This is a genomic window from Microbacterium sp. GCS4, assembly GCF_001262495.1.
GTDB lineage: Bacteria > Actinomycetota > Actinomycetes > Actinomycetales > Microbacteriaceae > Microbacterium.
Map to the genome: position 1 here is coordinate 46,697 of NZ_LGYE01000002.1, position 20,131 is coordinate 66,827.

At 70.2% G+C, this 20,131-nt stretch carries 16 protein-coding genes; 7 read left to right on the plus strand and 9 right to left on the minus strand.

Annotated elements, in window-relative coordinates:
• Positions 1 to 132: 132 nt before the first annotated feature.
• Positions 133 to 642, plus strand: a complete 510-nt coding sequence (locus tag AKH00_RS07480; RefSeq protein ID WP_050722130.1) for a hypothetical protein — start codon at positions 133 to 135, stop codon at positions 640 to 642.
• Between the two features lie 161 nt (positions 643 to 803).
• Positions 804 to 1,730, plus strand: a complete 927-nt coding sequence (locus tag AKH00_RS07485; protein ID WP_050722131.1) for an endo-beta-N-acetylglucosaminidase H — start codon at positions 804 to 806, stop codon at positions 1,728 to 1,730.
• 13 nt (positions 1,731 to 1,743) lie between these two features.
• On the opposite strand, the gene AKH00_RS07490 is transcribed toward AKH00_RS07485, so the two are convergent.
• The 4 genes from AKH00_RS07490 to AKH00_RS07505 are packed head-to-tail and all read right to left on the minus strand — an operon-like array spanning position 1,744 to position 8,160.
• On the minus strand, positions 1,744 to 4,998 hold the full coding sequence (locus AKH00_RS07490) for a GH92 family glycosyl hydrolase (RefSeq protein ID WP_082297492.1): 3,255 nt from the start codon (positions 4,996 to 4,998) through the stop codon (positions 1,744 to 1,746).
• Positions 4,995 to 5,930 (minus strand): carbohydrate ABC transporter permease, encoded by a 936-nt coding sequence (locus tag AKH00_RS07495; protein ID WP_235556720.1) that lies wholly within the window; start codon positions 5,928 to 5,930, stop codon positions 4,995 to 4,997. Before AKH00_RS07495 ends, AKH00_RS07490 begins: the two co-directional genes overlap by 4 nt.
• Positions 5,927 to 6,853, minus strand: a complete 927-nt coding sequence (locus AKH00_RS07500; RefSeq protein ID WP_050722132.1) for a carbohydrate ABC transporter permease — start codon at positions 6,851 to 6,853, stop codon at positions 5,927 to 5,929. Before AKH00_RS07500 ends, AKH00_RS07495 begins: the two co-directional genes overlap by 4 nt.
• 2 nt (positions 6,854 to 6,855) lie before the next feature.
• Positions 6,856 to 8,160 (minus strand): ABC transporter substrate-binding protein, encoded by a 1,305-nt coding sequence (locus AKH00_RS07505; protein ID WP_082297493.1) that lies wholly within the window; start codon positions 8,158 to 8,160, stop codon positions 6,856 to 6,858.
• Positions 8,161 to 8,370: 210 nt separating this feature from the next.
• On the opposite strand from AKH00_RS07505, the gene AKH00_RS07510 reads away from it, so the two are divergent.
• On the plus strand, positions 8,371 to 9,681 hold the full coding sequence (locus AKH00_RS07510; RefSeq protein WP_050722134.1) for a glycoside hydrolase 5 family protein: 1,311 nt from the start codon (positions 8,371 to 8,373) through the stop codon (positions 9,679 to 9,681).
• 36 nt (positions 9,682 to 9,717) lie between these two features.
• On the opposite strand, the gene AKH00_RS07515 is transcribed toward AKH00_RS07510, so the two are convergent.
• On the minus strand, positions 9,718 to 10,749 hold the full coding sequence (locus AKH00_RS07515; protein ID WP_050722135.1) for a LacI family DNA-binding transcriptional regulator: 1,032 nt from the start codon (positions 10,747 to 10,749) through the stop codon (positions 9,718 to 9,720).
• A 158-nt stretch (positions 10,750 to 10,907) separates the two neighbouring features.
• On the opposite strand from AKH00_RS07515, the gene AKH00_RS07520 reads away from it, so the two are divergent.
• Positions 10,908 to 13,901, plus strand: coding sequence for an alpha-mannosidase (locus AKH00_RS07520; protein WP_050722136.1), 2,994 nt, complete (start codon positions 10,908 to 10,910; stop codon positions 13,899 to 13,901).
• Between the two features lie 32 nt (positions 13,902 to 13,933).
• Here AKH00_RS07520 and AKH00_RS07525 read toward each other — a convergent pair whose 3' ends face one another.
• Positions 13,934 to 15,277 carry a DUF2252 domain-containing protein gene (locus tag AKH00_RS07525; RefSeq protein WP_082297494.1) on the minus strand — a complete coding sequence of 448 codons (1,344 nt, stop codon included), beginning with the start codon at positions 15,275 to 15,277 and terminating at the stop codon, positions 13,934 to 13,936.
• A gap of 65 nt (positions 15,278 to 15,342) precedes the next feature.
• Here AKH00_RS07525 and AKH00_RS07530 point away from each other — a divergent pair, with 65 nt between their 5' ends.
• Positions 15,343 to 15,753 (plus strand): MmcQ/YjbR family DNA-binding protein, encoded by a 411-nt coding sequence (locus AKH00_RS07530; protein ID WP_050722137.1) that lies wholly within the window; start codon positions 15,343 to 15,345, stop codon positions 15,751 to 15,753.
• A gap of 12 nt (positions 15,754 to 15,765) precedes the next feature.
• Here the strand turns inward: AKH00_RS07530 and AKH00_RS07535 are convergent, their stop codons facing one another.
• Genes AKH00_RS07535 through AKH00_RS07545 form a run of 3 tightly spaced genes read right to left on the minus strand, consistent with a single transcriptional unit; the run spans position 15,766 to position 17,522 of the window.
• Complete coding sequence (locus AKH00_RS07535; protein ID WP_050722138.1) at positions 15,766 to 16,422, minus strand: hypothetical protein; 657 nt, start codon at positions 16,420 to 16,422, stop codon at positions 15,766 to 15,768.
• Positions 16,419 to 16,889 (minus strand): MarR family winged helix-turn-helix transcriptional regulator, encoded by a 471-nt coding sequence (locus tag AKH00_RS07540; RefSeq protein WP_050722139.1) that lies wholly within the window; start codon positions 16,887 to 16,889, stop codon positions 16,419 to 16,421. The genes AKH00_RS07535 and AKH00_RS07540 overlap by 4 nt, the downstream gene beginning before the upstream one ends.
• A gap of 42 nt (positions 16,890 to 16,931) precedes the next feature.
• The gene (locus AKH00_RS07545) at positions 16,932 to 17,522 is read right to left on the minus strand and encodes a hypothetical protein (protein ID WP_050722140.1); all 591 of its coding nucleotides are present in this window, start codon (positions 17,520 to 17,522) and stop codon (positions 16,932 to 16,934) included.
• A 146-nt stretch (positions 17,523 to 17,668) separates the two neighbouring features.
• On the opposite strand from AKH00_RS07545, the gene AKH00_RS07550 reads away from it, so the two are divergent.
• Together AKH00_RS07550 and AKH00_RS07555 are read left to right on the plus strand one after the other, a co-directional pair.
• Complete coding sequence (locus tag AKH00_RS07550; RefSeq protein ID WP_050722141.1) at positions 17,669 to 18,904, plus strand: glycosyltransferase; 1,236 nt, start codon at positions 17,669 to 17,671, stop codon at positions 18,902 to 18,904.
• Positions 18,905 to 18,913: 9 nt separating this feature from the next.
• A complete protein-coding gene (locus AKH00_RS07555; protein ID WP_050722142.1) occupies positions 18,914 to 20,128 on the plus strand; it encodes a glycosyltransferase in 1,215 nt (404 codons plus the stop codon).
• Positions 20,129 to 20,131 lie beyond the last annotated feature (3 nt).

The window sequence follows — 20,131 nt, forward strand, 5'->3', positions numbered from 1 at the left end:
GATTCGTCGAAGATGCACCGCTCGCACGGGCGGTGCGTCATCGTCCTTTAGATAGTCATTCTCGCGACGTCCTGGTCACACCATCGTCGTGCGGACGGGCAAGGAGGGGCATGTCAGCAATGGGTGGATCGTATGAGTGATGTCCGGCTTGTCGACCTCATGTATCGAGGTGAGTTCGACGAGGCGATCGAAGTCGCGCGACCATTCACTCCCGATGAGATCTACAACCAGATTCTGCGTGATGACGACCGTCATCTGATCACGGCGGGACCCTGCGACGAGTTCATCCGGCGCTGGTACGAGACGATCGACAGCCCCTATCTTCGTGCCGAGGCGGCCGACTGCTTCGTGAGCGCCTTCACCACGCAGTTGGCGCCGGTGCCGAATGGCGAGTACATCGGGGCGTATCTGCGGACGGCGTCCTTGCGGGACCTGATCCAGAAAGTGTCGAGCGCACTGCTCGGGATCGAGATCCGCGACCTGGAGGAGACGCCGGAGCACCCGCTGGATCCGGACTCGGCTCGCCGCTGGCGGAAAGCGGGCAGGATCCTGGCCGCACTCGACCTCCCGGAACCAGTGTCGCCGATCGCGCCGCCCGACGATGAGTGGATCGACTGGAGCGAAGTATCCCGACCGACCTGAGTCGACTCATAGGGGCTACAGAGGGGCGGATGCTGCGGCATCCGCCCCTCTTCCGTCCCGCGGCAGCCCCTTCCGAGCGCTTCACTTAAGCGATATAGTCGCTCGCACGTCGCACCGACGCGACGTGAGATCGACAACGACGCCGAAGGAGAAGCTCCACCATGAGTCAGCCGAACGCCCGTACATCCCTCTTCCGACGATGCCTCGCGGCCACTGCCGCGGTAGCGCTCACCGCCGTCGGAGCACTCGCCGCCTCATCCGCTGCCGCCGACGACACAGCAGCCGAGGACACGAAGCTCGCAGTCTACGTCGAAGTGAACTCTAACGATTTAGCGAACGTCGCCGACTACCGGCTCGCCGACTCCGGCAAGCCGGCCGTCGACCTCGCGGTGATCTTCGCCGCCAACATCAACTACGACGGCGAGAAGGCCTACCTGCACTTCAACGAGCGCGTCACCGAGACGCTGCAGGACGCGGAGAACCAGATCCGCCCGCTGCAGGCACAGGGCACCAAGGTGCTGCTCTCGGTGCTCGGCAACCACCAGGGCGCCGGATTCGCGAACTTCCCGAGCTACGCCGAGGCCGACGCGTTCGCCGCCGAGCTCGCCGATGCCGTCACGACCTACGGACTCGACGGCATCGACTTCGACGACGAGTGGAGCCAGTACGGCGCGAACGGCACGCCGCAGCCGAACGCCCAGTCCTTCGGATGGGTGGCCTCGGCGCTGCGTGACCGCCTGGGACCCGACAAGCTCATCACGCTGTACGCGATCGGCCCGTCGTACACCGCCACCGACTTCGGGGCCTTCGACGTCAGTGCCACGCTCGACTATGCGTGGAACCCGTACTACCCGACCTACGACGCCCCGACCGTCCCGGGACTCGACGACCGCAGCCGTATCGGCGCCGCGGCGATCGACCTGTCGAACACGAGCGCGGCGACCGCAGCGGACTTCGCCCAGCGCACGGCCGCCGACGGGTACGGCGTCTATGTCGCGTACAACCTCACGTCGACGAATCAGGCCTCGCTGATCTCGGGCATCACCGAGGCGATCAAGGGCGAGGCGACGGTGTACTCGCCGCAGTGAGCCCGGACAGACCTCAGGCCGGCTCGCCGGGTCCATCCAGGTCGAACAGCTCGAGCTGACGGATCGTGACCTCGGCCTCCGCCCGCACGCGGAGCGCCGAGGTCACGACGCGGGCGGCGAGCGTGAAGGGCGTGGTGCGATCGGCGGGGAGGTCGATGTCGGCGGTGACGGCGACCCGCTCCCAGCCGTCGGCGGTCTCCGCCTCCCACACGAGCGCGGTCGAGGATGCCGCCTCCACCGTCGTCACAGAGACGTCGCTGACCGCCCGAGCCTCGGCGAACCGCCGGCCGATCCACTCGTCTGGACCGAGCGCGACCCCGTCGGCGCCATCGGGGTCCCCGTCGTCGAAGGCGCGCTCCGCGTGCCGGACGCGCTCCGATGCGATCGGCGCGCCGCCGCCGCCCGAGGCTGCGGTCAGGTCGGGGCGCCAGGGCGCAGCATCCGTCTCCGGGACTCGTCCGAGCCGGGCCTCCGGGTCGTCACCGAACACGAGGTCGAGCACGACGTCGTCGCCGGGTGTGCCGACCAGCGCGTCGACGGGCAATTCCGCCGTCGGGAGCGGGATTCCGTTCAGTCGCGCCTCCCGCAGCACGTGCGCGGTCGGCGAATCGCGGTGGGAGCGGATGCGCAGCGTCAACCCTCCTCCTCGATCGACGCGGACGTCGTCGAGCAGCGGCGAGCCGATGAGCAGGACTCCCGAGGCGAGCTCCAGCGGGTACAGCCCGATCGCGGCCCACAGCCACCAGGCGCTCATCTCGCCGTTGTCCTCGTCGCCGGGGAAGCCCTGGCCGATGTGCGCGCCCGCGAACAAGCGCCCGGCGAGGACGTGCACGGTCGCGCCCGCGCGCCACGGCTGATCCGTGAACGCGTACACGTACGGGATGTGGTGCGCGGGCTGATTCGAGATCGCGCACATTCCGGAGCGCAGAGCACGGGCCTCGCGCTGCTCGTGGATGACCGTGCCGTAGGCGCCGACGAACCGCTCCTCGGCGGTCTCGGGCTCGGCGAACAGGGCGTCGAGGTGCCGGCGCAGGCCCGCGCGGCCGCCGTAGAGGTCCGCCAGTCCGTCGCCGTCGTGCACGGCGCCGACCGACATGCCCCAGGCGTTCGTCTCGACGTTGTCGCCGCCCCAGACGCGAGGGTCGAACTGGTCCGTCGAGAACGATCCGCGATCGTCGCGGCCACGGAAGAACCGCGTCTCGGGGTCGAACAGCGCGCGGTATGACAGCGCGCGATTCGCGAAGTAGCGCGCGAAGGCGCGGTAGCGCGCGGCATCCGTCTCCGGGGTCTCCGGGGCGTCGGCGAGCTGTGCGGCGAACCGGCCGAGAGCGGCGTCGCTGATCGCGTTCTCGATGCTCCAGCTCATGCCCTCGGGCACGGCGGAGGAGATGAACCCCGCGAACCGGCCCCGGTCGATGCCCTTCCGCCCGCGACGGGCGTCCGGGCCCGGCTCGCAGGCGTTGCGCCAGCCGCTCTCGAACGCCGTGCGGTGGTCGAAACCCACACCCCAGCGCGCGGCATCCGCGAAGATCTGATCGCTCGATGTGCCCACCATGCTGTCGACGTAGCCGGGGGCGCTCCACCGCGCCATCCATCCGCCGCGGCGGTACTGCGCGAGCTGTCCGTCGAGCAGGCGTCCCGCGAGCGTCGGGTCGAGCAGGGCGAGACCCGGCCACTCCGTGCGATACGTGTCCCAGTAGCCGTTGTTCACGACCAACTCGCCCGCCGCGACCGGAGCGCTCGTGCGCGCCTGGCCGAACGGCGTGCGTTCCGCGAAGACGTCGGCGAAGGCGGATGCCGGGGCGTCGCGCGAACCGGTCTCCTCGGCCGCCGTGTTCGGGTAGAGGTGCATGCGATGCAGGGCCGCGGCGATTCGCGCCCTGTTCTCCTCGTCGGCGAGCGCGCGATACGGTGCGTCGACCTCGGGCAGCGGCGGGATCGTCACGCGGCCCAGCAGCCGGTTCCAGGATGCCGCGGCGTCGGCGCGCAGCTCCTCGAACCCGGTCGCGGCGTCGAGCTCGAGGGCGAGACTGCGCTCGGCCTGCTCGATCGACAGGAACGACACGGCCACCCGCACCTCGAGCGTTCCGCGGCCGGCGACGAAGCCCGCCACCCGTCCGCGGCCGGCGTCGTCGAGCGGCCCGCTCTCAGCGGGGCCCCCGAGCACCCGCCCCGCGAAGTAGCACCGAGGTGCGTTGCCCCAGTCCTCGGAATCCTCGGGAATCCAGCCCGTGAAACCGTCGGCATCCGTCCAGCGGAGCCGCCCCTCATCCGTGAGCTGATCGAGCACGAACCCGACGCGGGTGTCGGCATCGGCATGGGAAATACGGAACGCCGCTCCGTGCACGGTCGCCGTCATCTCGACGCGGAAACCGGAGCCGCGCCCGTCGTGGAGCTCGGCGGCGTACTCGTGCGGTCTCGCCCGCTCCGATCCCGGCACGATCCAGCGCCGCCTCGCGGCGTGATCCGAGGCCGGGGCGCCGGAGAACGGCATGAGCTGCAGCACCGAGCGGTCGCCGATCCACGGACTCGGCTGGTGCGAGAACTGCAGCGCCTCCAGGCGGCGGCCCTGCGGGTCGTCGTGCACGAACGGGCGGTACGGCCAGCGCGTGTCGGCGGCGTCGGTCGCCGGAGTCACGAACGTGAAGCCGTGCGGACGCGCGACGGCCGGGATCGTGTTGCCCCGCGAGAACCGCGCACCCGAGTGGGTCCCGCGGCGGGTGTCGACGCGTTCGACGGGAGGGAGGTCGGATGCTGCGCCGACGCGCTTCTCGACCAGCACCTGCACGAATCCGGTCACCCGAGCAGGGCCCGTGGCGGCGACGAGTGACTCCGCGCCAAGTACGACCTCGATCGTGCCGGATCGGCCGGCGACCGGCGCGAGAGACACGGTGTCGGCGTTCCACTGCTCGGGCATGCTCCAGCGCGCCGCGAACTGCGCCTCCGGGGTGATCGCGAAGCCGTAGCGGTCGCGCACCCGCGGATCGTCGGTGAGACGCGCGCGGTCGTCGAGGCGCACGTCGACCGTGACGGCGAGCGCGGCGTGCGGAGCGAGTGCGGCATCCGCGCCGTCGGCGTAGAACGCCCAGTGCAGCACCGTGTCGGGTGTGATCGCGCGGGCATCGAGACCGGGCACCTCGAGGCGCTGCGGTCCCTCGGCAGGGTCGAACGCGAACGCGAACACCGGCGCCGCGAGGACACCCGTGAACGGCTTCGACGACGGCGGATCCGCGGGCCCATCCGCCGCCGTCAAGCGGGCGGTCGTCACCCCTTGACCGCGCCTTCCTGCACGCCCTTGAAGAAGAAGCGCTGCGTGAACGAGAACATGATCACGATCGGCACGAGCGCGATCATGGTGCCGGCAGCGATCAGGCGCGGATCGACCGAGAAGCTGCTGTTCAGGTACGCCATCCCGACCGTGAGCGTGTACTTCGACGGGTCGGAGAGCACGATGAGCGGCCACAGGTAGTCGTCCCACGCGCCGATGAACGCGAAGATCGCGACGACCGACACCATGCCGCGGATGTTCGGCCACACGATGTGGCGGATGCGCTGCCAGGTCGTGGCGCCGTCGACGGTCGCGGCATCCAGCACGTCCTTGGGGATCATGCGGCACGCGGTCGCGATCAGCAGCACGTTCATCGCGCTGATAGCCCCGGGCAGGAACACGCCCCAGAGCGTGTCGGCGAGGCCGAGCGCGCGGATCGTGAGGAAGTTGCTCGTGACGGTGACCTCGCCCGGGAAGAGCAGGGTCGAGAGCAGGATCGCCATGACGATCCACTTGCCGCGGAACCGCATGCACCCGAGCGCGTACCCGGCGAAGGTCGCGAGCACGACGTTGCTGAGCACCGTGCCGACCGACACGAGCAGCGAGTGCCAGGCGTAGAGGTAGACCGGCACGATGTCGGCGACCGTGGAGTAGTTGCCGAGCGTCGGCTCGCGGGGGATGAGGTTCGGCGGGAACGAGTAGATGTTCTCCTGCGGGCCCTTGAACGAGGTGGAGAGCTGCCACACGAACGGGCCGATCACGAGGAACAGCACGAACACGAGCAGCGCGTAGCGGCCGATCAGCCCGCCGAGCGTCGGCTTGCTGAAGTCGCCGGACCCGCGGCGTCGAAAGATCCGCTCTCGGGATGCCGGTGCCTCGGCCTCCTCGTTCGCCCGGGTGTCGTCGGCGCGGGGACGGTCCAGGATGCTCATGCGGGAGCCTTCGCCTTCTTCTCGCGGTTCATGAAGGCGATCGCGGCGAGCGGGATGAGGGTGAGGAGGAAGAGCGCGACGCTGATCGCCGACGCATAGCCGATGTTGCCGTTGAGGCCGGAGCCGACCTGCCGGATCAGCATCACGAGGGAGATGTCGTACCCGCCAGGTCCGCCGGTGCTCTTGGAGAGGACGTCGAGTTCGGCGAAGACGCGCATGGCCGACACCGCGATCAGCACCGCGATGAGGAGCATGGCCCCGCGCACGGACGGGATCGTGACCGAGAGGAAGCGGCGGAAGGACCCCGCGCCGTCGAGCATCGCCGCCTCGTGCAGCTCCTTGCCGACGTTGCCGAGTGCGGCGAGGTACACGACCATGTAGTAGCCGAGGCCCTTCCACACCGTCAGGAGGATCGCGCAGCCGAGCAGCAGCCACCGGTCGACGAGGAACGCGACGGGACGGTCGACGACGCCGAGGAACTCGAGCGTCTGGTTGATGATGCCTCGGCTGTCGAACAGCCAGGTCCAGATCAGGGCCACCACGACGACCGAGGCGATCACCGGGAAGTAGAACGTCGTGCGGAAGAACGAGATCCCCGGCAGCTTCTTCTGCACGAGCAGTGCGAGCAGCAGCGGCAGGATCGTCAGCAGGGGCACGCACACGACCACGTAGATGAGGCAGGTGGTCAGGGCGTTCCAGAACATCTCGTCGCCGAGCATCCGCTCGTAGTTCGCTCCGCCCACGAACTCCGGCGTGCGCAGCGGCTTCGCGTCCGTGAAGCTGAGGACGACGGTGTTGAGGAACGGCCAGAGCGCGAACACCAGCACCCAGATCACGGCGGGAGCGAGCAGGAGCCACGGGGTGAACCACCTGTGCGAGGTGATCCCGCCCTTCCGCCTCCGGATGCCGGTGTCCGCGGCCATGCTTACTGGTCCACCCGGTTCGCGTTGGCGTACTCGACGATCTTGTCGAGCTGCGTCTTCGGGTCGGCCTCGCCGTTGATCGCGAGGGCGATCTGCTGCGTCATGTAGGTCGCCATGTCGGAGGTCCACTGGAACGGGATCGCCTTGGCGTCCTGCATCGCGGTGAACACGGTGTCGATCGCGGCGAGCTGCGCGGGGTCGGTCACCGACGCCGAGATGTTGTCGACGACCGTGTCGCCGCCCGAGACGGTGCCGGGGGCGGTGCCGACGGCCAGCGACGAGAAGGCGATCTGGTTCTCCTCGTTCGTCACGAACTCGGCGAACGCCAGGGCGGCCGCCTTGTTGTCGGAGTCGGCGGAGACGTTCAGTCCCTGCACGTACAGGGGCGGGATGCCGAGCCGCGGCGTCGCGACAGTGGTCGCGAGCAGCGCCGGAGCGTCCGTCTGCAGGTCGGTCGTGAAGCCGGTGCCTCCGGTCGTGAAGGCGACCTTCTCCTGGATGTACGCCTCGGCGTTGCCGCCGTAGTCGCCCGTGAGCGCCTCGGCGGGCATCGCGCCTGCGGCGTAGGCGTCGGCGTACGCCTGCACGATCGCCGCGGCCTCGTCGGTGTTGAAGACGAACTCGCCCTTGTCGTCGATGACCTCGATGCCCGCGGACGTGAAGGTGTCGAGTCCCGGGATCGACGACAGCAGCTGCACCTTGCCGCCCGACTCCGAGGCGACCTTCTCGGCGAGCGTCAGCAGCTCGTCGACGGTGGTGGGCAGGTTCTGCTCGGTCACGCCGTAGGGCGCGAGCTGCGCGAGGTTCCACCACGAGGCGTCGCTCGAGAGGTACCAGGGGAGGCCGTAGGTGCCGTCGACTCCGGGATACTCGCTGTACGAGTCCCAGGCTCCGGTGTTGTAGACGTCCTTGAGGTCGGCGTCCGCCGCGTTCACGTCGAGCAGCTTGCCGGCGGCGACCAGCGGGTAGGCGATGTCGGGCGGCAGGTTGAGCACGTCCGGCAGAGTGTCGGCGTTGGCCTGGCTGAGGATCTTGTCCTGGTAGCCGTCGCCCGGCTGGTCGAGCCACTCGACCGAGACGTCGGGGTGCTCCTTCTCGAAGGCGTCGATGATGTCCTCGAAGTAGGGTGTGAATTTCTCGTTCTTGAGCGACCACGTCTGGAACTGGATCGAACCGCTCAGCTCACCGGACGTGTCGATCGGTCCGCTGTCGCCGCCGGCCCCGCCGCCTCCTCCGGTGCAACTCGTGAGCGCCAGGACGCCGATGCTGAAGGCTGCCACCGTGGCAATGCGTGTCGGGATTCTCATCGTGCTTCTTCCTCGAGGCGGTCGATTCGACGTCGGTCCGAACGTGGACTACAACGCTTTAGCAGATGAAACCATCGGATTCGGCGCATGTCAAGGCCGTTCGGGACGAACAGCTGTCGTGGTGCGCTCGACGGTATGCAGGTTGTTGCTCAAGCGTTATAGTGGTCCGATTCGTCCTCGTCGGAGGACCCCGTCGGAAAGGTCCGGACCATGACGCAGCGCGGCGCCCTCGATGCTCCCCTGAGATTCGGGGCGAACTACACGCCGTCCAAGGACTGGATGCACTCGTGGCTCGACTTCGAGCCCGACGACGTGCGCCGCGACTTCTCGGCGCTCGCCGAGCTCGGCCTCGACCACGTCCGGGTCTTCCCGCTGTGGACGGTGCTGCAGCCGAACCGCACCTTCATCCGCGACCGGGCCATCGCCGACGTCCGTGCCGTGGTCGACATCGCGGCGGAGTTCGGGATGGATGCGAGCGTCGACGTGATCCAGGGGCACCTGTCGAGTTTCGACTTCGTGCCCGCCTGGCTCGGCACCTGGCACGACAAGAACATGTTCACGGACCCGAAGGCCCTGAGCGGACAGGTCGCGCTGGTCGACCGTCTCGGTCGCGCGCTGGGCGATGCGCCGAACTTCCTCGGCCTGACGCTCGGCAACGAGGTCAACCAGTTCTCCGCGCACACGCATCCCTCGCCCTGGCCCGTCACGCAGGACGAGGCCGGCGGATGGATCTCCGCGCTGCTCGATGCCGCCGAGCAGGCCGCCCCCGGACTGCCGCACGTGCACAGCGAGTACGACGCCGTCTGGTACATGGACGATCACGGGTTCACCCCCGCGCACGCCTCGCGCCTCGGTGCGATGACGACGATCCACTCCTGGATCTTCAACGGCACGGCGCAGCGGTACGGCGGGCGGTCGGTGGCCTCCGACCGGCACGCCGAGTACCTGATCGAGCTCTCCCGCGCCTTCGCGACCGATCCCGAGCGCAGCGTGTGGCTGCAGGAGGTCGGCGCCCCGTCGAACTGCCTCACCGACGACGAGATGCCCGGATTCCTCGAGGCCACCGTGCGCTCGGCCGCTCGCACCGAGAACCTCTGGGGCATCACCTGGTGGTGCTCGCACGACGTGAGCCGCGAGCTCGGCGACTTCCCCGAGCTGGAGTACTCGCTCGGTCTGATCGATCAGTCCGGCGCGGCGAAGCCGCTCGGTCGTCGCCTGGCCGAGCTCATCCCCGACCTGCGTCGACGCACGCCTGCCCCGTTGCGCGACACTGCGATCGTCGTCGAGGTCGACGAGCGCGAGGTGCCGGTGAGCCGGGCGGCGCTCAGCCCCGGCGGAGCGGTGTTCCAGGCGTGGGTGGATGCCTGCACGAACGGTCTCGATCCCGCAGTCGTCACCTCGCGCGACGCCCTCGACCCCGTGACGCTCGACGCCCGCGGCATCCGTCGGCTCATCCACCCCGACACGGCGAGGAGCGAGGTCAGCCGCTACGGCTCCGTCAACACCGTCGTGCAGGCCTGAACCGCGGCATCCGAGCCCGTCATCCCGTCGGAGCCGTCAGCCCGCGTGCGCCGGAGGGGCCGTGCTCTCGCGCACGGTCAGCGTCGGGGTCGGCCCCTCGACGCTGGGCAGGTTCGCGCCCGCCTCGATCTGCTGCAGCAGCAGCGTCGCCGCGCGCTCGCCGAGTTCGAAGGTGTCGCGGGTCATCGCGGTGATCGAGGGGTTGATGAGACCGGCGATCACGGAGTCGTCGAACGACGCGAGCGACACGTCGCGCGGCACGTGGCGGCCCATCTCCTGCGCGACCCGCAGCCCCGCGACGGCCATCACGTCGTTGTCGAAGACGATCGCGGTCGGCCGCCGGCGCCCCGACAGCAGCGTGCGGGTCACGGCCGATGCGCGCGCGGGCGAGAAGTCGGTGGTGATGACCTCGCCCTCGATGCCGTCGGCCGCCATGCGCTCGAGCACCTCGGCGCGCAGCCGGGTGTGCTCGAGCTCGGCGGGTCCGGCGACGTAGGCGATGCGCTCGTGACCCAGTGCGGCGAGGTAGGAGAAGAGAGCCTCGGCCACGGTGTCGTCGCCGATCCAGACGCTCGGCACGGCGCCGTCGGGCGACGGCTCGGAGCCGATCATCACGGCGCGGGCGTCGAGCGCCAGGATGCGCTCGCCGCGGGGATCGTCGTCGCGCGGGTCGATCAGGATGATGCCGTCGACCTGGTTGGACGAGCGCCACTGCCGGTGCACCTCCATCTCCTCGGCGATGCCGCTCACGAGTCGAAGCTGGAGGCTGACCTTGTTCTCGGAGAGTCGAGATTCGATGCCGGCGATGAGGTCGGTGAAGAAGGCCTCGGAGCCGAGGGAGCGGGCGGGGCGGGCGAGGGCGAAGCCGACCGTGTTCGCCCGTGCGCCCACGAGCGCGCGCGCAGCGGAGCTGGGCTGCCAACCGTTCTCCTCGACGATCGACAGGATGCGCTGCCGGGTCTCCTCGCTCACGCCGGGGCGGCCGTTGAGGGCGAAGGAGACGGCGCCGGGCGAGACACCGGCCATGCGCGCGATGTCGGCGATCGTGACGCGTTTCGCCGGGCTCATAGTCCCTCACCCTACTTGATCGGTTTAGCCTGCAGGAAAAGAAAGCCGTATCGTTTCGACGCAGATGCTAGATCGTTTTAGTAAATCGGATAGCATCGTCGGACGACACCGCATCGCGGATGTCCGCCCCCTCACCGTCGAGCCCGGAGACCACCCCCATGCATGACGACACCTCGCTCACCGTCGGACGCGTCAAGCGCGTGCTGGACGAGCGGATCCGCCCGGCCATCCACTCGGCATCCGTGCCGCTCGAGATCGCCGTCCACGAGCTCCCCGGCGAGCCGATCGCTCCCGGCGACGGACTCGCGCTCGAGTTCGCGCCCGCGTCGGTGCCCGCGCCGTGGGGACCCGCCTGGAGCACCACCTGGTTCCGCCTCACCGGCGCCGTGCCCGCCGACTGGGCCGGCCGTCGCGTCGAGGCCGTGATCGACCTCGGCTTCGACATCAACATGCCGGGCTTCCAGTGCGAGGCTCTCGTCTACCGTCCCGACGGCTCTCCCGTGAAGAGCGTCAACCCGCGCAACCAGTGGGTGCCGATCGTCGAGACGGCGCAGGGCGACGAGCCGGTCGAGCTCTACCTCGAAGCCGCGGCGAACCCCGTGCTGCTCGACTACCACCCCTTCCTCCCGACGCAGCAGGGCGATATCCGCACATCCTCGCCGGAGCCGCTGTACCGCACCCGGCGCATCGACCTCGCGGTCTTCGAGCAGGACGTCTTCGACCTCTCCCTCGACCTCGAGGTGCTGTTCGAACTGCAGGCCGAGCTGCCGGCGACCTCGCCCCGTCGCATGCGCATCCTCCAGGCGCTGGACGACGCCCTCGACGTCCTCGACCTGCAGCGCATCGTCGAGACCGCACCGAATGCCCGGGCGCAGCTCGCGGACGTCCTCGCGGCGCCCGCCGAAGCGAGCGCCCACCGGATCTCGGCCGTCGGGCACGCGCACATCGACTCCGCGTGGCTGTGGCCGGTGCGCGAGACCATCCGCAAGGTGGCGCGCACGACCTCCTCCATGACCAGCCTCATCGAGGAGCAGCCGGACTTCATCTACGGCATGTCCAGTGCGCAGCAGTACGCCTGGATCAAGGAGCACCGCCCCGAGGTGTGGGAGCGGGTCAAGGCCGCGGTCGCCGACGGGCGCTTCCTGCCTCTGGGCGGGATGTGGGTCGAGTCCGACACCGTCATGCCCACGGGCGAATCGCTCGTGCGGCAGTTCTCCTACGGTCAGCGCTTCTTCGAGCGGGAGTTCGGCATCCGCTCGAAGGGCGTGTGGCTGCCCGACAGCTTCGGATACTCGCCGGCCCTGCCGCAGCTCATGCGCCGGGCCGGATTCGAGTGGTTCTTCACGCAGAAGATCTCGTGGAACCAGCAGAACGTCTTCCCGCACCACTCCTTCCTCTGGGAGGGGATCGACGGGTCGCAGGTGTTCACGCACTTCCCCTCGATGGACACCTACAACTCGCAGTTGAGCGGCATGGAGGTCGCCAAGGCCTCCCGCCAGTTCAAGGAGAATCGCGTGTCCTCGCGGTCGATCGCCCCGGTCGGCTGGGGAGACGGCGGCGGTGGCACGACGCGCGAGATGACCGGCAAGGCCCGCCGCCTGCAGGACCTCGAGGGCAGCGCGCGCGTCGAGTGGGAGCATCCGGACGCGTTCTTCGACAAGGCCCGGGCCGAGATCCCGCACCCGGCGGTGTGGGTCGGCGAGCTCTACCTCGAACTGCACCGCGGCACGCTCACGAGCCAGCACGCCACGAAGGCGCTGCACCGCTGGGCCGAGCACGCGCTCGTCGAGGCCGAGCTGTGGGCGGCGACGGATGCCGTGCGCACGGGTGCCGCCTATCCGAAGGCCGAGCTCGACCGTCTGTGGGAGTCCGTGCTGCTGCACGAGTTCCACGACATCCTCCCCGGCACCTCGATCGCGTGGGTGCACCGGGAGGCCGTCGAGGTGCTGAGCGGGGTGCTCTCGGATGCCCGGGACATCGCGGATGCCGCGCGGCGGTCTCTCGCGGGCGAGGGCGACCGGGCGCTGCGCTTCACGCCGAGCTCGGTCGGCGCCGGACGCGCGCTCGGGGCGTCCTGGGTCGAGGAGTCGTCGGAGCCGTCGGTCTCGCTGAGCGAGGAGTCCGGCGGGTGGCGGCTCGAGAACGAGCTCGTCTCGGTGCTCGTGTCGGCCGAGGGCCTGATCGTGTCGGCGATCGACAAGGGCACGGGTCGCGAAGCCGTCGCGGAAGGCCGCGCCGCCAACCTCTTCCAGCTGCACCAGGACTTCCCGAACATGTGGGATGCGTGGGACATCGACCGCTACTACCGCAACAGCGTCACCGACCTGACCGGGGTCGCGTCGATCACGGCATCCCTCCTCGACGGCGTCGCGACCGTGACGGTCGTACGGGAGTTCTCGGAGTCGACCATCACCCAGGCGATCGCGCTGGCCCCGGGATCGCGCACCGTCGCGCTGCGCAACGACATCGACTGGAACGAGACCGAGAAGCTGCTCAAGCTCGCCTTCCCTCTCGACGTCCAGGCAGCGCACACCGAGGCCGAGACGCAGTTCGGCTACCAGGCGCGCCCCACGCACACGAACACGAGCTGGGAGGCGGCGAAGTTCGAGACCTCGATGCACCGCTTCGTGCTGGTGCGGGAGGCGGACTTCGGCGTCGCACTCGTGAACGACTCGATCTACGGCTACGACACCTCGCGCGACGTCGACGGCGACACGGTCACGACGACCGTGCGGCTGTCGCTGCTGCGCGCGCCGCGGTTCCCCGATCCCGAGACGGATCACGGGCACCACGCGATCGAGGTCGGCTTCGTGATCGGAGCGGATGCCGAGATCGCGACGGCCGAGGGGATCGCGTTCAACGCCCTCCCGAGCCTGGTGCGCGGCGCGCGCGAGGTCGAGCCGCTGGTCGCGGTCGAGGGTCGCGGCATCGTGGTCTCGGGCGTGAAGCTCGCGGACGACGACTCGGGGGACGTGATCGTGCGTCTCTACGAGGCGCTGGGGCGGCGGACGACGGGCACGCTCACCGCCGGTTTCGAGCACCGGGAGATCCGCGAGGTCTCGCTCATCGAGGACGCACTCGACGACGCGCGTCTCGGCGGCGAGCTGACGCTCCGCCCGCTCGAGGTCCGCACGCTCCGCATCGTGCGCTGACACCCGCTGCCCCGGCGCGCGGGGCGGCGGGCTCAGCGCGCCGAGCGGAACGCTGCGTAGTCGGCGAGCGAGACCTCGGCGTAGCCGCGTGCCCAGTCGAGGATCGCCGCCGCGACCGCCCGGCCTCCGCCGATGTACCCAGCGACCTGCGTGGCGGTGACCGACTGGCTGTGCGCTCGCGCGACGGTCGCCGCGCACGCCTGCGCGTACGTCACGAACGGGCCGTCGTCGAGCTCCTCGACGTCGACGCTGCCCTTCATGTCGTGGAACTGGCGGGCGTAGAAGTCGGCGACGGGGCTGCGGAGGTGCCCCAGGAACGGATCGGAGAGCGCCTGCAGGATGCGCTGCATCGCGACGACCCTGGCGCCCTCGCCGTGCGTGCGGATCAGCTCGCTCAGCTGGTGCGGCTGCTCGACGCGGCCGTACTCGACCAGCACGCTCTGCGCGGCCTGCTTGGGCTGCATGAGCAGGGTGTTCCCGTCTCCGTCCTGGAAGAGCACGAGGAAGCACCGGGTCCCGACGCTGCCGACGCCGACCACCCGTCGGGCGACGTCGCTCACGGTGTAGTGCTCGAACAGCAGGGCGACGTCGGGGTTCACGGTGCGGCGGTACTGGCCGACGAGCTCGTGCACCTGAGCGCGCTGCTGCTCGTCGATCGGCGTGGTCGTCGGCTCGTCGACGAGGAAGCGGCGCCGGCCCTCGGCATCCGCTTGCGTGAGTCGGCGCACCGCGCGGTCGCCCGTGCGCTTCTGAGCCTGCGCGACCGCGCTGCGGATCGCCCGCCGGGACTCCTTGTCGAGCATCCCCTTCGTGGAGTCCACGTCGAAGTGCGTGAAGTACCGGGCGGTCGGGCTGAGCGTGCTCGCCCGGCGGATGCCGCGCACGTACGCGGTGGTCGCCGCCAGCGCCGCCGCGTCGATCACAGAGTCGGGGCGTCCGGTCGCCTGGCCGCCGATCACGATGCTGGCCACGAGGCGCTTGACGTCCCATTCCCAGGGCGCCCAGGCGGCCTCGTCGAAGTCGTTGAGGTCGAACATCAGGCTGCGCTGCGCCGAGGCGTAGAAGCCGAAGTTCGACACGTGCGCGTCGCCGCAGGAGGCGACGAGGATGCCGCTGTGCGGCGCCTCGGCGAGATCGGCGGCCATCAGGGCGGCGGTTCCGCGGTAGAACGCGAACGGACTGGCGGACATGCGCTCGCTGCGCAGCGGGACCAGCTCGGGGATGCGCGAGCGGTTCTGCGCCTCGAGGATGCCGAGCGGGTCGCGGGCTGCGGTGGACAGCTCGGCGAGCGTGCGACGCGGCGTGCGCGCGCGGGCCTCGGCGCCGGCGGAGATCAGCTCCGCGGCCGTGAGCGGCGCGGTCCACGCGACGCTCACGGCAGACCTCTCTCGGTGCTCATGCGGCCATTGTGGCAGTCGGCGCGCAGGAGGACGATAGCGGCATGGCGACCATCGAGGACGTGCGGGCGATCGCGCTCGCGCTGCCCGGAGTGACCGAGCGCACGGGCGGTCACACCGGCGAGCCCGGGTGGCGGCTCCCGAACGGTCAGATCGCGTGGATCCGGGGACCGAGCGCGACGGATCTGCGCCAGCTCACGGCCCTCGGTGTGACGTGGCCGGAGGGCCCGGTGCTGGGCCTGCGGGTCGGCAGCCTCGAGGAGAAGGAGGCGCTGCTCGCGGCGGAGCCCGGTGCGCTGTTCACGATCCCGCACTTCGACGGGTATCCGGGTCTGCTCGTGCAGCTCGACGTGATCGATCGCGACCGGCTCGCCGAGATCATCGCGGACGCGTGGCTCGAGCGCGCTCCGGTGCTCGTCGCGAAGCAGTGGCTGGACGAGCGCGGCCTGGCGTGATCCGGCTGGGCGTCAGCCTGCCGCCGTGAGGAACGGTCGCGCGGCGGCGAGGAAGGCTCGGGGGTCGTCCGCCCAGAGTCGAACGCGAGCGACGGTGTGCACGCCGCCCTTCGGGTGCACGCCGGGCAGCCGGATGGCGATCGGATGCTCGAGCTCGATCTCGATGTTCGTCTCGTCCTGCACCCGTTCCGCGTACTCGCCGTCCGTGACGCGGCGCTGCTTCGGCTCGTCCACGCGGCGGGAGATCTCGATGGAGGCGATGTCGTCCCACGCGATCGACACCTCCGACTCCAGGCCGCTGCGCACCTGCACGCCGTCCGGCCCGATCGTGTGCGGCCGCATGAGCATGGCGCACAGCAGACCGACCATCCACGTCACCCCCCAGATCCCCACGACGAGCATGATGATCCGCACGACCGGCCAGCGGTGCACGATCAGGTCGACTATGGGGATCTCGACCGCGGACAGCCCGATGAAGACGATCAGGATGGTCAGCAGCGGACGGTGGTAGGCGATCCCGGTGCCGCCGATCGGGACGGCGGGGCGCCGGGCGATCGCTCGGGCGATGCTCGTGTAGACGCGGATCTCGCTCAGCAGGGCTCGACGCAGGAGGCTTCCCAGGCGGGTCGCCCGCGACGGGGGAGCGAGGTCGACCGTGCTCGCGGTCATGAGCCCGTGCCCTCGTCGCGCGGTCCCTCGTCGCCCGCAGCATCCGCGACCAGGTGTTCGAGGTGCGAGGAGATCGCGGCCAGTCCGCGCACCACGGCCTCGCGGTCGCCCGGTGCGACGGACCGCATCAGCGAGTCGTCCAGCTCGGAGTGCTCGCGCTGCATCCGTGTCATCGTCTCGACCGCCGACGGCGTCAGCTCGACGAGGACGGCCCGGCGGTCCGTCGGATGCGGTGCGCGACGAACGTGCCCGGTCTTCTCCAGGGCATCGACGAGCGCTGTGATGTTGCGGGGTGAGACGCTGCACGCGCGAGCCAGTGACTGCTGCGTCGATGGCCCCGCGTGCTGGAGCACCCACAGCAGGTGCACTCGCGCGGTCGTCAGGCCCGTGCCGGCGAACGCCCGCTCCATGTCCTTCTGGAACAGGTCGGCGATCAGCAGCAGGCGGTCGAGCAGAGGGACGTCCATGATCGTTAACCTACTACATAGTTACCTATATTCACTACATGGTCACGCGGGGCCGAGGCGCAGGACCTCCGGCGACTCGCCGCCGGTCAGTTCATCGGCGACGCGGATGCTGCGGGCGAGGTCGTCGAGCGCGCCGTCCAGCGTGCCGAAGCGCTCCCGGTCGCTGCACACCGCGGTGAGGGTGATGAGATGGGTGCCCGTGTCCCACGTGTACGTCGTGAACGGCGGGGAGGCGGGCGACGGCGGCATCGCCACCACGAGCTTCTCTCCCGCACCGAGCCAGCGACTGCGGAACGACTCGGTGTCGTCGTAGTCCATGGGCATGGATGCTCGGGCGATGCGCACCTCGGGGGTGAGGGTCTGCACGGTCGCCATCGCGACGACGAGCTCCGGATCGGCCTTCCACGTCCACACCAGCACGCGCCCGTCGGCGCGCTTCATGAGCAGCGGTGCCGCCTGGCTCATCGCCCACGCGCCGAACCGGGACCCCGGACGCTCGGTCGCGCCGAGCGCCGTGTTCGCCTGGCCCAGCAGCATCCGGATCGCGGCCTTGCGGTGGCGGCGGCCCTTCCAGCCGAGAGAGTCCGTGACGGGGATCCACTGCTGGGGGTCGGCGTCGGCAGTCAGTCGCATGGCTCCACGCTACGGGGGAAAGCTACGGGATGCGCGGGAATCGGGTCTGCACGGGGCACGGCCCGCCTCGGCGGTGCCATCAGGGGCCTCGGGTAGAGTGGCCAGCGCCCAGATCGGGCATCCTGGCCGCCAGACCGATAGGCAGAATGTCTTCCTCTCCCTCCGATCCGACGAGCGCCCCCGACGCCGTGTCCGCCGCCCCGACCCCGGGTGAGCGTCCGCTGCGCATCCTGATCGGCTGCGACACGTTCGCGCCCGACATCAACGGCGCCGCCCGCTTCGCCGAGCGCCTCGCGGCCGGCCTGGTCCAGCGCGGCGACGACGTGCACGTGGTCGCCCCGAACGTCGCGTACCGCCGAGCCCCGGCGCGCACCGAGGTCATCGAGGGCGAGCCGATGACGATGCACCGGCTGCCCTCCGTCCGCTGGGCGCCGCACGACTGGCTGCGCTTCGTGTGGCCGTGGCGCTCCAAGCACTACGCGCGCAAGGTCCTCGACGCGGTGCAGCCCGACGTCGTGCACATCCAGTCGCACATCGTGATCGGACGCGGTCTCGCGCGCATCGCCCACCAGCGCGGCATCCCGGTCATCGCGACGAACCACGTGATGGCCGAGAACATCCTCGACCACACCACCATGCCGAAGTGGGTCGACGACCTGGTCCTGCGCTTCGCGTGGGCCGACGCCAAGCGCACCTTCGGCCTCACCAGGGCCGTCACGACCCCCACGCGTCGCGCCGCGGACTTCCTGGAGCGGACGATCGAGCTGCAGGGCGTGATCCCGGTGAGCTGCGGCATCGACCGCAGCCAGTACACGCCGGTGATCGGACCTCGCGACAAGAACCGCATCGTGTTCGTCGGACGCCTCACGGCCGAGAAGCAGGTGGAGGTCATCCTGCAGGCCATGACGAAGCTCGACCCCGCGCTCGACGTCACGTTCGACATCGTCGGCGGCGGGGACCAGCGCAAGCAGCTCGAGAACCTCACGGCACAGCTCGGACTCGCCGACCGTGTGACGTTCCACGGCCGCACGACGGACGAGGAGCTGCGCGCGCTGCTGTCGCGCGCCTCGCTGTTCGTGATCGCGTCGATCGCCGAGCTGCAGTCGATCGCGACCATGGAGGCCATGGCGTCGGCGCTGCCGATCGTCGCGGCCGACGCCGTCGCCCTGCCGCACCTCGTGCACGACGGCGAGAACGGCTACCTGTTCGCACCGGGCGATGCGGACGCTCTCGCGGAGCGGCTCACCCGCGTGCTCACGGCGGAGCCTGCGGAGTACGAGCGGATGCAGCAGGCGTCGCTCGACGGTGTCGCGATCCACGACATCCACCGCACGCTCGACACGTTCGAGGCGCTGTACCGCGACGAGCCCCTCCCGCAGTAGCGGGCCGCCATGCACATCGTCTTCTTCGGCGATCAGCACCTGGACTCGCTCGGCGGAGCCCAGGTCTCGATGCGCCTGCAGCGGGAGTTCCTCGAACGTGCGGGCCACACCGTCACCGTGGTGGCTCCGCGGATGCACGGGCCGCGCGCCGCGCGCGTCCCCGATCCCGCGAACGTCGACCTGCCGTCGATGCCCATCACGCTCGACCGCGAATACTCGATGAGCTGGCCCGGCCGTGCCGCCGACCGGCACCTCGACCGCGCCATGACGCACCGGCCCCCGGTGGACCTCGTTCACGTGCAGGCCGACTTCTGGGGCGCGTTCATCGGCCACCGGTACGCGGCGCGCCACGGCATCCCGGTCGTGCACACCATGCACAACCGCGTCGACGTGGGGATCGCGGCGGTCACGCCGCTGCATCGGCCGGTGCTCGCCGTGCTCAACCTCTGGCGGCGTGCGGCCCTGCGCGGCGTGGTCGAGCGCATCGGGGGAGCGGACGGCTGGGCGTTCCTGCGCGGGCTCGCCCGGGGAGCGGATACCGTGACCGCGCCGTCGACCCATTTCGCCCGCCGACTCGAAGAGCACGGCGTGTTCTCGCCGGTGGATGTGGTGTGGAACGGGATCGACGACGACATCCGGGAGCGGACGCTCGCCGCCGCGTCCGCCGGGCGTGAGCCGGGCCGACCCCGGTTCGTGTGGCTCGGACGGATGAGCCCGGAGAAGCGACTGCTGCCGTTCCTGCGGGCGTTCGTCGAGTCCGGCGTCGATGCCGACCTCGAGATCATCGGCGGGGGAGGGCAGCGCGCAGCCGCAGAGAGGATCGTCGCGGGGGACCCGCGCGTCCGGTTCGTCGGCACGCTCAGCTACCCCGAGACCCTCGCGCGGATCGCTGCGGCGGATGCTCTCGTGCAGACGTCGATCGGCTTCGAGACGCAGGGGATGACCCCGTTCGAGGCCGCGACCCTCGGGACGCCGTCGATCATCAGCGACCCCGACATCGCGGCCGAGCTCGGCGGAGGTCTGTGGGCCGTCCCGGGTGCGGCCGGTACCGAGGCCCAGCGCGAGGCGGGGCTGGTCGAGACGCTCCGGCGCGCAGCATCCGACATCTCCTCCGGTATCGCTCCCGTGCCGTCGCGCGAGGTCTCGGAGGCGTTCCGCCAGTCGTCGCGGACCGCCGCGATGATCGAGGTGTACGAGCGGGTGCTCACGGGCCGACCGGCCTGAGCC

Bases quoted from the DNA above. Each gene is read 5' to 3' on its own strand.
- AKH00_RS07480 (WP_050722130.1), top strand. From the start codon at position 133: ATGAGTGATGTCCGGCTTGTCGACCTCATGTATCGAGGTGAGTTCGAC.
- AKH00_RS07520 (WP_050722136.1), top strand. From the start codon at position 10,908: ATGCATGACGACACCTCGCTCACCGTCGGACGCGTCAAGCGCGTGCTG.
- AKH00_RS07545 (WP_050722140.1), bottom strand. From the start codon at position 17,522: ATGCGACTGACTGCCGACGCCGACCCCCAGCAGTGGATCCCCGTCACG.
- AKH00_RS07515 (WP_050722135.1), bottom strand. From the start codon at position 10,749: ATGAGCCCGGCGAAACGCGTCACGATCGCCGACATCGCGCGCATGGCC.
- AKH00_RS07555 (WP_050722142.1), top strand. From the start codon at position 18,914: ATGCACATCGTCTTCTTCGGCGATCAGCACCTGGACTCGCTCGGCGGA.
- AKH00_RS07550 (WP_050722141.1), top strand. From the start codon at position 17,669: ATGTCTTCCTCTCCCTCCGATCCGACGAGCGCCCCCGACGCCGTGTCC.
- AKH00_RS07500 (WP_050722132.1), bottom strand. From the start codon at position 6,853: ATGGCCGCGGACACCGGCATCCGGAGGCGGAAGGGCGGGATCACCTCG.
- AKH00_RS07530 (WP_050722137.1), top strand. From the start codon at position 15,343: ATGGCGACCATCGAGGACGTGCGGGCGATCGCGCTCGCGCTGCCCGGA.
- AKH00_RS07540 (WP_050722139.1), bottom strand. From the start codon at position 16,889: ATGGACGTCCCTCTGCTCGACCGCCTGCTGCTGATCGCCGACCTGTTC.
- AKH00_RS07485 (WP_050722131.1), top strand. From the start codon at position 804: ATGAGTCAGCCGAACGCCCGTACATCCCTCTTCCGACGATGCCTCGCG.
- AKH00_RS07505 (WP_082297493.1), bottom strand. From the start codon at position 8,160: ATGAGAATCCCGACACGCATTGCCACGGTGGCAGCCTTCAGCATCGGC.
- AKH00_RS07495 (WP_235556720.1), bottom strand. From the start codon at position 5,930: ATGAGCATCCTGGACCGTCCCCGCGCCGACGACACCCGGGCGAACGAG.
- AKH00_RS07535 (WP_050722138.1), bottom strand. From the start codon at position 16,422: ATGACCGCGAGCACGGTCGACCTCGCTCCCCCGTCGCGGGCGACCCGC.
- AKH00_RS07510 (WP_050722134.1), top strand. From the start codon at position 8,371: ATGACGCAGCGCGGCGCCCTCGATGCTCCCCTGAGATTCGGGGCGAAC.